Origin of the sequence: Pseudomonas sp. Leaf58 (assembly GCF_003627215.1) — a bacterium.
In the GTDB taxonomy this organism is placed as follows: Bacteria; Pseudomonadota; Gammaproteobacteria; order Pseudomonadales; family Pseudomonadaceae; genus Aquipseudomonas.
Window position 1 is genome coordinate 3,151,830 of record NZ_CP032677.1, and the last position, 11,659, is coordinate 3,163,488.

Below are 11,659 nucleotides of genomic sequence, written 5' to 3' on the forward strand. Positions count from 1 at the left end.
GGGGGGGGCTGCGCCCCTCCCGCACTAGCCCTTGTCCTGCCGAGAGCCTTTCGCCATGAACTACCTGCCATTTGCCTTGCTGCTGGTGCTTTCCCCGGCCATGGCTGTGAATGCCGACGACACTGGCAACGATGCCCCGTTGACCATCAACCGCTGCCTGATCGCCGAAGCCAGCCAGTGCCCGGGGGCGAATTTGCGTGGCGCCAACCTGGCCAACCAGGACCTGCGCAAGATGAACCTGGCTGGCGCCGACTTGCGCGATGCCGACCTGCGCCATGCCCGGCTGGACCTGGCCAACCTTGAGAAGGCCCGCCTGCAGGGCGCCAACTTGACCCGTGCCAGCTTGCAACAGAGCAACCTGCGCCTGGCCGACCTGAGTAACAGCAAACTCGTGGCGATTCAGGGCTGGGGGCTGTTTGCCCAAGGGGCGCAATTTGCAAAGGCCGACCTCAGCGCGGCCTACCTGCAGTTCGCCAGGTTGTCGGGGGCGAAGCTGCAGCAGGCCAACCTGCAAGCGGCGGACCTGGAAATGGCTTGGCTGAGCAAGGCTGATCTGCAAGGGGCTAATCTTGCGGATGCCAACCTGCAGGAAGCCAAGTTTGGCCAGAGCAACCTGGCGCGCGCCGATTTGCGCGGGGCGCGCCAGCATTATGGGAATTTTCAGGATGCCAATATGGAGGGGTGTAGCGGGTGCCCTGCGAGTTGGGGGGATTGAGTGGGTGTTCGCCTTGGCATTATCTGCGCCTGTGAGATTGAGCGCCGCCCGCGCGGCGCTTCGCGGGGCAAGCCCGCTCCCACATTTTCGGGCCAATTATTCCTGTGAGAGTGGCGCGCGACGGCCTTGTTTGTTCCATTGAATATCGAAGGTTAAGCATCTGCTGTTAATCCATCTCCAGCCATACGCCAAGGGTGCGCGCGCCTCTGGTGCAGGAATAATTGGCCCGAAAAAAATGTGGGAGCGGGCTTGCCCCGCGAAGCGCCGCGCGGGCGGCGCTCGATCTCCCAGGCACCAAAAATGCCATGCCAGGCACCTGTCAGCCCCAACCCAATCCCCTCACCCTCACCCTCACCCTCACCCCGCCACCCGCACCACCCCCAAATCAATCCCCAAGTGCACCAGCTCAGCATGCGAGCTAACCCCCAACTTGCTCTTGAGCAAAGTCAGGTGGTTAGACACGGTCTTGGCGCTGATGCACAACTGCTCGGCAATCACCCGCACCGGTGTGCCCTTGGCCAGCATCACGAAAATCTCCAGCTCGCGCTGGGTCATGCGCTGCAGGCGCGGGTCGCTGTCATGCCGCGGTGCGGTGCAGGCCAGCTGGGTCGCCAAAGGCTGTTCAATATAGGCATGCCCGGCCAACACCCGCTGCACCGCCTCGATCAACACTTCAGGCGCCGAGTTCTTGGTCAGGTAACCCAAGGCCCCCGCGTCCAGCGCCTGGCGCACCAGCGGCAGCTCGTCGTGCATGCTAAAAAACAGCACCCGCAGCTGCGGCAGGCGCTGGCGCAGGCGGCGGGTGGTTTCCAGGCCGCTGATGCCGGGCAGGCCGAAGTCCATGATCACCAGGTTGGGCACCTGCTCCTGCACCCGAGCCAGCGCCTCTTCACCACTGGTGGCCTCGCGCACCTGTACGGTCGGCAGTACCGTCCGCAGCAGGCTGGCATAGCCCTGGCGGACCACGGCATGGTCATCGACCAACACGATATTCATCTCACCTCCATGGGAATATTCAGGGCCAGCGCCCAGCCGGCACCCGGGCGGCTGAGGATGCGCAGTTCACCGCCCAGGCTGCGCGCGCGCTCGGCCATCGAGTGCAGGCCTACCCCAGGGCGCTGGGGCTGTTGCGCGCCGCAACCGTTGTCACGCACCAACAGGCGCAACCCCTTGGCGCTGCGTTGCAGGCGCACCCGCACCTGGCTGGCACCGGCGTGCCGGGCGACGTTGGTCAACGCCTCCTGCAACAAGCGATACAAATGCGTGCGGCTTGCCCCAGGCAACGCCGGCAGGTGCTCGCCGACCCGCAGGCGGCAATCGATGCCCTGGCTGGCCTGCCACTGGCTTACCAGCAAGCTGAAGGCTTCGGCCAGCGGCATGTGCTGCAAAGCCAGCGGATACAGGTCGTGCACCAGGGCACGAAACCCCTGCTGCAGGCGTTCGCAATCGAGTTCCAGGGCGCGTGTCGTCTGCACCACCACGCTGGGCTGGTCGGCCACCATGCGCAGCAGGCACAACTGGGCACGAATACCCGCCAGGTACTGCCCAAGGTCGTCGTGCAGGGCCTGCGCCAGCTGGGTACGCTCCCGCTCCTGTACAGCCAGCAGCGCCTGGGTCAGCTGGGCATTGTCGGCCCGGGCCTGCTCCAGTGAGCCGGTCATGCGGTTGAAGTGCTCCGCCAACTGCCGCGCCTCAGGCAGGCCGGCCTCGCGCAGGCGCGCGGTCAGTTGCCCACCCGAGACCTGGCGCAAGGCCTGCAACAGCTCGTCCAGCAGGCCCATGCCCCGGCGTACTGCCCAGCGGATGGTCAACAGGCTCAGCAACAAAGCCAGGCCGCACAGGACGAACAGTTGCTGCAGGGAATCGCGAACCTCGTCGATTTCATCCCGTGCATCCACCGCAATCAATACCCGGCGACCGTCACCCATTTCCAGCAGCCGGGGGCTGTCGTGGCGCTCGCCGAGCAGGTGGCGGCCCAGCCAGGCATCCAGGCCGGCCTGCTGCTGCATCTGCACGGCCTCACCCGCCGCCAGCCAATGTACCCGTACATGGCGCAGGCTTTGGGTCAGCCGTGGTTGCAGGCTTGCCGGGTCGCGCTCGGCAGTGTCGCCAAGGTACGCGACGACCGCTTCGGCGGACTGCATTTCACGCTCCACATCGACGACCGCCTGGTGCAAGAACACCCCGGCACAGGCCAGCGTCACCATCGCGAAAAAAAACGTGACGCAAAGGTTGATCCGCCACAGGGCCGACAGATTGATGAGGCGCATGGGCACTCTTCCCATGTTGGAACGTTACGGCCCATCGTAAGACCGAGGCCGGCGGGGCGAATTACTACCTTGGTACCGGCTGAGCGCTACTTTCTGCATATTTCCCGCGCCCGGCGGGCTTCCTATGCTGGCGCCACCTGCCGTGGAGTTGCTTTATGCGCCAGCCTGCCCACCTTGCCCTGACTTGCCTGCTGGCCTTGGCCGCGACGCTGGCTGCGCCCCTGGCGCCCGCCGCCCAGGGCCAGGCCGCGCAACCCTTGCAAGTGCGCATCGGCTACCTGGGCTATCGCCCCGACCCCGGCCCGCTCTTGTCCAACATCATCCCCGAGCCCACCGATGCCGGGCTGCAGGGCGCCGCGCTGGCCATTGTCGACAGCAACAGCAGCGGGCGCTTCCTGAAGCAGGAGTTCCACCTGGCCGACGCCAGCGTCGACAGCCCCGAAGCCCTGCTGCAAGCGGCCAAGGCCCAGCATGCCCAAGGCCTGCGGCTGTTCGTGGTGAATGCCCCCGCAGCCAGCTTGCGCGCGCTGTCTGCCGCCCTGCCCGACAGCCTGCTGTTCAACGCTGGCAGCCCGGACGACAGCCTGCGCAGCAGCCAGTGCCTAGGCAACGTGCTGCATAGCCTGCCCAGCCGCGCCATGCTGGCCGATGCCCTGGTGCAGTTCATGGTGCTGCGCAAATGGCAACGGGCCCTGCTGATCGTTGGCCAGACCGAGGACGACCGGGCCTACGCGGCAGCCCTGCGCCGTGCGGCGAAGCGCTTTGGCCTGCAACTGGTGGCGGAAAAAACCTGGACATTCGACAACGACCAGCGCCGCAGCGCCCAGGCTGACATGCCGCTGTTCACGCAAACCGCCGAGTACGACGTGGTGCTGGTAGCCGACGAACGCGGCGACTTCGGCGAGTACCTGCCCTACCAAACCTGGTACCCACGCCCGGTGGCCGGCACCCAGGGCCTAACGCCTACCGGCTGGCACAAGAGCGTGGAAACCTTCGGCGCAGCACAGTTGCAAAAGCGCTTCGAGGCCCAGGCCGGGCGCTGGATGAACGACCGCGACTTCGCCGCCTGGATGGCCGTGCGCAGCGTCGCCAGCGCGGTGAGCAAACTGCGCCAGGCCGAGCCCCACGCCCTGCAGCAGCTGCTGCTCAGCGAGCAATTGCCGCTGGACGGTTTCAAAGGCCGCAAGCTCAGCTACCGCCCATGGAACGGCGAACTGCGCCAACCGATCCCGCTGGTGCAGCCACGGGCCCTGGTCAGCACCTCGCCGCAGGAAGGTTTCCTGCACCCGTTCAACGAAATGGACAGCCTGGGCTACGACAAGCCCGAAGTGACCTGCAGCTACCCCTGACCCGATAACCACAACAAAAAAAGGATTTCGCCATGCGCCGCCCCCCATTCCACCGGGCCCTGTTTTACCCCAGCCTGCTGTCGGGTGCCCTGGCGCTTGCCAGCAGCCACGCCCTGGCGGCCACCGCCTGGGTCTCCAACGAGAAGGACAACAGCCTCAGCCTGATCGACCTGCAAACCCTGGAAGTCACCGAGACCCTGCCGGTAGGCCAGCGCCCGCGTGGCCTGCTGCTGTCCCACGACAACAAGCTGCTGTACATCTGCGCCAGCGATTCGGACCGGGTCCAGGTAATGGACGTGGCCACCCGCAAGATCATCAAGGAGCTGCCTTCCGGCAAGGACCCCGAGCAGTTCGCCTTGCACCCCAATGACCGCTGGCTGTACGTGTCCAACGAGGACGACGCGCTGGTGACGGTGATCGACACCCAGACCGACCAGGTGCTGGGGCAGATAGACGTGGGCATCGAGCCCGAAGGCATGGCGGTAAGCCCGGATGGCAAATGGGCGGTCAACACCAGCGAAACCACCAACATGCTGCACTGGATCGACACCAGCAGCCAAACCCTGGCAGACAGCACCCCAGTGGACCAGCGCCCGCGCTTCGTCGAGTTCAGCCAGGACGGCACGCGGCTGTGGGCCTCGGCAGAAATCGGCGGCACGGTGACCATCCTCGATGTGGCCAGCCGCCAGGTGTTGAAAACCCTGAACTTCCAGATCAAGGGCGTGCACCCGGATAAAGTCCAGCCGGTGGGCATCAAGCTCAGTGCCGATGGCAAATATGCCTTCGTCGCCCTGGGCCCGGCCAACCATGTGGCGGTAGTCGATGCCAAGACCTATGAGGTGCTCGACTACCTGCTGGTGGGGCGACGGGTGTGGCAGCTGGCGTTCACCCCCGACCAAAGCCAGTTGCTGGCCACCAACGGGGTCAGCGGCGACGTTTCGGTGATCGATGTGAACAACCGCAAAGTGCTCAAGTCGGTGAAAGTGGGCCGTTACCCCTGGGGCGTGGTGGTGACGCCATGAACGCCCTCGAAGTCAGTGACGTGAGCTTTGCCTACGGCCAGCGTGAGGCGCTCAAACAGGTAAGTTTCAGCCTGGCGCCCGGGCGCTTCGCCGCCTTGCTGGGGCCCAACGGCGCTGGCAAGTCGACCTTGATCGCCCTGCTCACGCGGCTTTATGACTTGCAACAGGGCGACATCCGCGTGTGCGGCTACTCCCTGCGCAATGCCCCACGCCCGGCCTTGCGCCAGCTGGGCGTGGTGTTTCAGCAAAGCACCCTGGACCTGGACCTGAGCGTTGAGCAGAACCTGCGCTACCACGCCTCGCTGCATGGCCTGTCACGGCGCCAGGGCAATGCCCGGGTCGATGCCGAACTGGCCCGTCAGGGCCTCGATGAACGGCGACGCGAGCCGGTGCGGGCATTGAACATCGGCCATCGGCGCCGTGTGGAAATTGCCCGCGCACTGCTGCATGAACCGCGCGTGCTGTTGCTTGACGAAGCCAGCGTCGGCCTCGACCCGGCCAGCCGCCTGGCGCTTAACCAGCACCTGCGGCTGCTGTGCCGCGAGCAGCGCCTGAGCGTGTTGTGGACCACCCACCTGCTGGACGAAGTGCAGCCCAGCGATGACCTGCTGATCCTGCACCAAGGCCGCCTGGTGGCCAGCGGCACAGCCGATGCCCTGAGCCTGCAGCACGGCGGCGACCTCGACCATGCCTTTACCCGCCTGACCAGCGTGCCCTCAGGAGCCAACGCCTAATGAACGCTTACTGGCAATGCTTCAACGGTATTTTGCTGCGCGAGTGCCTGCGGTTCGTGTTGCAGCGCACGCGCTTTCTCAGCGCCCTGGTACGCCCGCTGTTGTGGCTGCTGGTGTTCGCCGCCGGCTTTCGCGCGGCGCTGGGCATTGCGATCATCGCGCCCTACGACACCTACATCCCGTATGAGGTGTACATCATCCCCGGCCTGGCCTGCATGATCCTGCTGTTCAACGGCATGCAGGGCTCGCTGTCGATGGTCTACGACCGCGAAATGGGCAGCATGCGCGTGCTGCTGACCAGCCCATTGCCGCGGCCGTTCCTGCTGGGCAGCAAGCTGCTGGCAACCTCGTTGATTTCCCTGCTGCAGGTGTACGCGTTTCTCGCCATTGCCTGGTTGTACGGCGTGCAACCACCGGCCGCGGGCTTGTTGCTGGCGCTGCCGGCATTGTTGCTGGTGGCGCTGATGCTCAGCGCCCTGGGGTTGTTGTTGTCGAACGCGATCCGCCAGCTGGAGAACTTTGCCGGGGTGATGAATTTCGTGATTTTCCCGCTGTTCTTCCTGTCTTCGGCGCTGTACCCGCTGTGGAAGATGCGCGAGGCCAGCCAGTGGCTGTATTGGTTGTGTGCCGTGAACCCGTTCACCCACGCGGTGGAACTGGTGCGCTTTGCTTTGTACGAACGGCTGAACCTGCTGGCGCTGGCGGTGTGCCTGGGCCTGACTGGGCTGTTCACGCTGCTCGCGATCGTTACCTTCAACCCGCAGCACGCAGCGCTGCGCAAGCCACGCTGATTGGCCTCTTCAAGTGTTGCGCGCGCATCGCCCTATGCGCCTGGCGACCTACTACTTTAGTACTGCATTTACTGTCTATCGTCGCATTCACAAAGCACCGGCACTGGCATGTAATGGGCCTATAACAACAAGGAACAACCCCATGCCACGTGCCCTGCCCCGGCTGCCACGCCCTTTGCTGGCGGCGCTTTCGCTGAGTCTGTCGCTGGGCATCGCCCAGGCCGACACCGCGCCGTTGTTTTCCGCCGCAGGCTATCGCACCAGCCTCTATCGCAGCCCAACGCCGCAGCAGGTCGAGGGCGGCCAGGTCATCGACACCGCCACCCTGCAAACGCTGCTCACCCAGCAACCCCGGCCAGTGCTGATCGATGTCTATCGCCGCCAATGGCTGCAAGGCCGTTTCATCGAAGATGAACCCCACAGCAACATCCCCGGCAGCCGCTGGCTGGCCAATACCGGCGACGGCGAACTGGCCCCAGCCTGGCAGGGCTATTTCGCCCGCAACCTGCAACAAGCCACCGCCGGGCGCACCGAGCAACCGCTGGTGTTTTACTGCCGCTCGGATTGCTGGTTAAGCTGGAACGCGGTAAAACGCGCGACAGCCCTGGGCTATAAGAACCTGTATTGGTACCGCGACGGCCTGGACGCCTGGCAACAAGCCAAGCTGCCGCTGCAACCGGCGCAACCGGAGCCCTTCCCCTGATGACTGCCTGCGCATGCGTGCCCCGCTCCATCCAATAAAAACGAGGTGAAAAGGCCATGTACAAAATTTTGATTGCCGACGATCACCCCCTGTTTCGCGAAGCCATCCACAATGTCATCAGCGATGGTTTCCAGGGCAGCGAAGTCATGGAAACTGCCGACCTGGACAGTGCCCTGGCGCTGACCCAAGTGCACGATGACCTCGACCTGATCCTGCTCGACCTGAACATGCCCGGCATGCATGGCCTCAATGGCCTGATCACCCTGCGCAACGAGGCGCCGACCACGCCAGTGGTGATTGTCTCGGCCGAGCAGGAAAAGCAGATCGTGCTGCAGGCCATCACCTACGGTGCGGTGGGGTTCATCACCAAGTCTTCGCCGCGCTCACAGATGATCGAAGCCATCGAGCAGATCCTCAACGGTAATGTCTACCTGCCGCCCGACATCATCCGCGCCCAGAAAAGCAGCACCAGCCGGCGCCACAACGATGCCCCGAGTTTCCCGCCCGAAATGCTCCAAGCCCTGACCCGCAAACAGTTGCTGGTGCTCGAGCGCATGACCAAGGGGGAGTCGAACAAGCAGATCGCCTACACCCTGGATATCGCTGAGACCACGGTCAAGGCCCACGTTTCGGCGATCCTGCGCAAACTCAACGTACACAACCGGGTGCAGGCGATCCTCAGTGCTGGCGATATCGATTTTACTGATTACCTGCGCCGCTGAACTCGCTAGCTGCAATACCTGACAGTTAGCGGTAATGGGGCTGCCGTGCAGCCCCAAAAAGTTTGACTCACCTGCATCAAGGCTAACCCTGGCTGCTGGCTAGCAAATGGCTCATCGCCGTCTTCAGCTTCATCGGCCGCACCGGCTTGTGCATCAGGGTGTGGCCCAGCTCGCGGATTTGTTGCTTCAGCTCATTGCTGTAGTTGGCGGTGATCATCAGCGCCGGTAACGGCTGGGCGCGACGGGCGTTGATCCGCGCCACCGCATCAACGCCATTGCAGTCGTTGTCCAGGTGGTAGTCGGCGATCAGCAGGTCGGCTTCGGCGTGGTAGTTGTCCACCTGGCGGGCCAGGTCCTCTTCCGACAATGCGGTGACCACCCGGCAGCCCCACCCCTCCAGCAAGGTGCGCATGCCGGCGCAAATCGCCGCATCGTTATCCAGCACCCACACCCGCGCCCCGCGCAGGCGTTCGAGCATCAGCGGGCTGATGCCCTGGCTTGGCTGGGCCTTGGGCGCGGTGGCGCTCAGCGGCACTTCGACGGCGAACATGGAGCCTTTACCAAGCCAGGAGCGCACCCGAATCCGGTGGCCGAGGATACCCGCGATCTTTTCCACGATCGCCAGGCCCAAGCCCAAGCCACGGTCCTGATCCGGGCGTTGCACGTCGCCGCGCTTGAACTCCTGGAACATTTCTTCCAGGTGCTCTTCGGCAATGCCGATACCGCTGTCCCACACTTCGATGCGCACGCCGCCACGCTGGCGCCGACACCCCAGGACCACGCGCCCGCTGCGGGTGTAGCGGATGGCATTGCTGAGCAGGTTGCGCAGAATCCGCGCCAGCAACTGGATGTCACTGCGCACCACCGCAGAACAGCCGACGAAGTGCAGCTCAAGCCCCTCGCTGCGCGCCACCTGGGCGTATTCGGCAGCCAGGTTGTCCATCAGCTCGCTGAGGGCGAACGGGGCGACATCGGCTTTGATCACCCCGGCATCGAGCTTGGAAATATCCACCAGGGTGCCAAGCAGGTTTTCCACGTCTTCCAGCGAGTTGCTGACATTGCGCACCAAGTGCGCACTGTTTTGCGGCTCGCGGCGCTCGAGCAAGGCACTGGTGAACAACCGCGCCGCGTTCAGCGGTTGCAGCAGGTCATGGCTGACCGCCGCGAGGAACTTGGTTTTCGACAGGTTGGCCTGCTCGGCCTCGCGCTTGGCTTCGCGCAGGCGCGATTCGGCGCGGCTACGCTCGTCGATTTCGCGCAGCAGTTGGTGGTTGAGGCTGGTCAGCTCGGCGGTGCGCTCGCGTACCCGTTGTTCGAGGTGCTGGTAGGCCTGGTGCAGCGCCTGCGCAGTGTTGCGCCGCTCAGTGATGTCGCGGATCAACACGAAAATGCCCACCACATCGCCGTTGGCCAGGCGGTTGGGGACGTAGGAGCGCAGCATGTAGCGCTCCTGGCCGTTGATGTTGGTTTCAGCAAACTCGAAGGTAACGCTCTCGCCCGCCAGCGCCCGCGCCACGTAGGCTTCTAGGCGTTGGTAGTGTTGCTCGCTGTGGGCCTCGCGCAGGCTCTGGCCCAGCATCACGCCGTGCGGCCAGCAGTACCACTGTTCATAGACCTTGTTGGTAAATTCGTAGACCAGGTCGGCATTCAGGTAGGCGATCAGCGCCGGGACGTTGTCGGTGATCAGGCGGATCTGGTGCTGGTGGGCCGTCTCTGCCCGCTGCCGGGCTTCGCTGAGCAGGTAGTTGACGGCCTTGAGCTCAGCCATGGCCTGGTTCAGCGCATCGGTGCGCTCACGCACTTGCTCGGCGAGCACCACCGAGTGCTGAAACGCCGCATAGGGGTCGTTGCCCCGCGTTACCCCCGACTCGATGCGCTCGATCAATGCGCCGTTGATCCGCTGCAACTTGTGGTTTTCGTGCTGCAGCCGGCTTACCTCGGCCTGCAATTCAGCGGCCGACAGGCGGCCGGTTGCGGGCAATGGCGACCCCGGTGAAGGTTTGGTTGATATGCATGCCATTGAACTGTTCTCCGTAGGTGTTGAAGCCGATCACCCGCTGCTCGCGCAGAAACGCGCCGACTGGCTCCAGGCCACCTTGGGCCTCCAGCTCCAGCCGCCGCAGGAAGCAATCGCAGCCGATGCTCAGCAGCAACGGGCCGAGGCGCTGGTGCAAGCCGTCAAACAGTTGGTGCAGGTTGGGCAGCAGCGGCCCCGGGTTCATGGCCGTAAGCACGATGCCGTTTTCCACCGCGCAGTAAAAACTCAGGCTGAGGTCCGGGTGCACCTGCTGGATTGCCCGCACGTAATACTGGTCATGAATGCGCACGGCCAGCGGATGAGCGGCGAATACCCGATAGTCCAGTTCGGCCACCGGCACGCCGATGTGGCGGGCGTACTCCTCGGCTGCAGGCTCGGCATTCAATTCGAAGACCCGGCGCTGGGCACTGTCGGCACCGGTGACCACCAGTTTTTCCTGGCGGGGCTGGATGTGGTGGGTGGTAAACACTTCGAAGTCGAGCCACGTGTTGACCAGCACCACCACCGCTGCGCCGTTGTGGAACGCACCGCCGAAATACACATGGGTGCGCGTGAGGTAGTTGTCGTCGCCGGCCGAACCGCCAAAGTGCGGAATCTCGCCCAAGGCTGCGCTGAGGGCGGCGAGCACCATCTCCTCGCGGCTGGACAGGCCGTCGAGCAGGGTCAGGGCAAAGCTGTGGCCCTTGATTGGGGCCAGGGTATTGCTGCGGCAGGTCCCGACTAGGCGCTCGACCATCTGCTGCGCGTCGATCAGGCTGAAGCGTTCCATTTCATCGATCAGCTCGGTGGCGATGGAAAAGTGCCGATGATCGAACCCCACCGCCGTTATGCAGTTGCGGCCGTAGCCCAGCGGGGTGATTTCGCCGGCGCTGGTGCAGCCGACCAGGCGGATGCCGCCAAAACCCTGCTCCAGGGCCTCGCCCAGTGCCTGCAGGTCGTATTCGGCGGAGCAGAAAAACAGCACGAAGCCCAGGTGCGGGTGCAGCAACTGGCCCGCCAGTTCCTGGGCGGCTAGCCGGGCGTCGGTGGCCTGGGACATGGCACTGACCACCCCGTCGTTGTGAGCCTGCTGCATGGTGGTCTCCGGCGCGAGGTGGCTGAGCAAAGAGTGTACGAAGGCCGACTTGGACGGCGAATGCTACTTGGGTAGCGGGTGGACGGTTCCATGGGCGTAAAAGGCCCCCGCCAATTGGGGCCGCGCAAAGCGTGAGAGCTGCGCTGTCGCGCAGAGAACTGGGTTCGCAGGCAGGTGCATGCCTTGGGATTTGAGGTGGTGCACAGATCGAGCGCCGCCCGCGCGGCGCTTCGCGGCACA

Annotated in this window: 11 protein-coding genes; 7 read left to right on the forward strand and 4 right to left on the reverse strand. The window is 64.4% G+C overall.

The genetic code is table 11. The features are described 5' to 3' along the window. The first annotated feature begins 55 nt into the window (after positions 1–55). The gene (locus DV532_RS14600) at positions 56–715 is read left to right on the forward strand and encodes a pentapeptide repeat-containing protein (protein ID WP_056802390.1); all 660 of its coding nucleotides are present in this window, start codon (positions 56–58) and stop codon (positions 713–715) included. 357 nt (positions 716–1,072) lie between these two features. Here DV532_RS14600 and DV532_RS14605 read toward each other — a convergent pair whose 3' ends face one another. Together DV532_RS14605 and DV532_RS14610 are read right to left on the reverse strand one after the other, a co-directional pair. Next, positions 1,073–1,711 (reverse strand): response regulator transcription factor, encoded by a 639-nt coding sequence (locus tag DV532_RS14605; RefSeq protein WP_056802392.1) that lies wholly within the window; start codon positions 1,709–1,711, stop codon positions 1,073–1,075. Then, positions 1,708–2,985 carry a histidine kinase gene (locus DV532_RS14610; protein ID WP_056802394.1) on the reverse strand — a complete coding sequence of 426 codons (1,278 nt, stop codon included), beginning with the start codon at positions 2,983–2,985 and terminating at the stop codon, positions 1,708–1,710. Before DV532_RS14610 ends, DV532_RS14605 begins: the two co-directional genes overlap by 4 nt. 155 nt (positions 2,986–3,140) lie before the next feature. Between DV532_RS14610 and DV532_RS14615 the strand changes: the two genes are divergently transcribed. The 6 genes from DV532_RS14615 to DV532_RS14640 all read left to right on the forward strand — a co-directional run bounded on the left by DV532_RS14615 (position 3,141) and on the right by DV532_RS14640 (position 8,306). Continuing rightward, a complete protein-coding gene (locus DV532_RS14615; RefSeq protein WP_056802396.1) occupies positions 3,141–4,334 on the forward strand; it encodes an ABC transporter substrate-binding protein in 1,194 nt (397 codons plus the stop codon). Between the two features lie 32 nt (positions 4,335–4,366). Continuing rightward, entirely contained in the window at positions 4,367–5,356 is a 990-nt protein-coding gene (locus tag DV532_RS14620) for a YVTN family beta-propeller repeat protein (RefSeq protein WP_056802398.1), read from the forward strand. Next, entirely contained in the window at positions 5,353–6,090 is a 738-nt protein-coding gene (locus DV532_RS14625) for an ABC transporter ATP-binding protein (RefSeq protein WP_056802401.1), read from the forward strand. Before DV532_RS14620 ends, DV532_RS14625 begins: the two co-directional genes overlap by 4 nt. Then, positions 6,090–6,881 (forward strand): ABC transporter permease, encoded by a 792-nt coding sequence (locus tag DV532_RS14630; RefSeq protein WP_056802404.1) that lies wholly within the window; start codon positions 6,090–6,092, stop codon positions 6,879–6,881. Before DV532_RS14625 ends, DV532_RS14630 begins: the two co-directional genes overlap by 1 nt. A gap of 142 nt (positions 6,882–7,023) precedes the next feature. Beyond that, positions 7,024–7,584, forward strand: a complete 561-nt coding sequence (locus DV532_RS14635; protein ID WP_056802407.1) for a PQQ-dependent catabolism-associated CXXCW motif protein — start codon at positions 7,024–7,026, stop codon at positions 7,582–7,584. Between the two features lie 56 nt (positions 7,585–7,640). Continuing rightward, positions 7,641–8,306: a response regulator transcription factor gene (locus DV532_RS14640; RefSeq protein WP_056802409.1), complete on the forward strand. Its 666-nt coding sequence runs from the start codon at positions 7,641–7,643 to the stop codon at positions 8,304–8,306. Between the two features lie 82 nt (positions 8,307–8,388). On the opposite strand, the gene DV532_RS14645 is transcribed toward DV532_RS14640, so the two are convergent. Together DV532_RS14645 and nosP are read right to left on the reverse strand one after the other, a co-directional pair. Next, positions 8,389–10,326, reverse strand: coding sequence for a NahK/ErcS family hybrid sensor histidine kinase/response regulator (locus DV532_RS14645; RefSeq protein WP_372339971.1), 1,938 nt, complete (start codon positions 10,324–10,326; stop codon positions 8,389–8,391). Beyond that, on the reverse strand, positions 10,256–11,419 hold the full coding sequence (nosP, locus tag DV532_RS14650) for a nitric oxide-sensing protein NosP (RefSeq protein ID WP_056802416.1): 1,164 nt from the start codon (positions 11,417–11,419) through the stop codon (positions 10,256–10,258). The genes DV532_RS14645 and nosP overlap by 71 nt, the downstream gene beginning before the upstream one ends. Positions 11,420–11,659: the final 240 nt, after the last annotated feature.

Coding starts and splice junctions, on each gene's coding strand:
- DV532_RS14600 (WP_056802390.1), top strand. CDS start 56: ATGAACTACCTGCCATTTGCCTTGCTGCTGGTGCTTTCCCCGGCCATG.
- DV532_RS14605 (WP_056802392.1), bottom strand. CDS start 1,711: ATGAATATCGTGTTGGTCGATGACCATGCCGTGGTCCGCCAGGGCTAT.
- DV532_RS14610 (WP_056802394.1), bottom strand. CDS start 2,985: ATGCGCCTCATCAATCTGTCGGCCCTGTGGCGGATCAACCTTTGCGTC.
- DV532_RS14615 (WP_056802396.1), top strand. CDS start 3,141: ATGCGCCAGCCTGCCCACCTTGCCCTGACTTGCCTGCTGGCCTTGGCC.
- DV532_RS14620 (WP_056802398.1), top strand. CDS start 4,367: ATGCGCCGCCCCCCATTCCACCGGGCCCTGTTTTACCCCAGCCTGCTG.
- DV532_RS14625 (WP_056802401.1), top strand. CDS start 5,353: ATGAACGCCCTCGAAGTCAGTGACGTGAGCTTTGCCTACGGCCAGCGT.
- DV532_RS14630 (WP_056802404.1), top strand. CDS start 6,090: ATGAACGCTTACTGGCAATGCTTCAACGGTATTTTGCTGCGCGAGTGC.
- DV532_RS14635 (WP_056802407.1), top strand. CDS start 7,024: ATGCCACGTGCCCTGCCCCGGCTGCCACGCCCTTTGCTGGCGGCGCTT.
- DV532_RS14640 (WP_056802409.1), top strand. CDS start 7,641: ATGTACAAAATTTTGATTGCCGACGATCACCCCCTGTTTCGCGAAGCC.
- DV532_RS14645 (WP_372339971.1), bottom strand. CDS start 10,326: ATGGCATGCATATCAACCAAACCTTCACCGGGGTCGCCATTGCCCGCA.
- nosP (WP_056802416.1), bottom strand. CDS start 11,419: ATGCAGCAGGCTCACAACGACGGGGTGGTCAGTGCCATGTCCCAGGCC.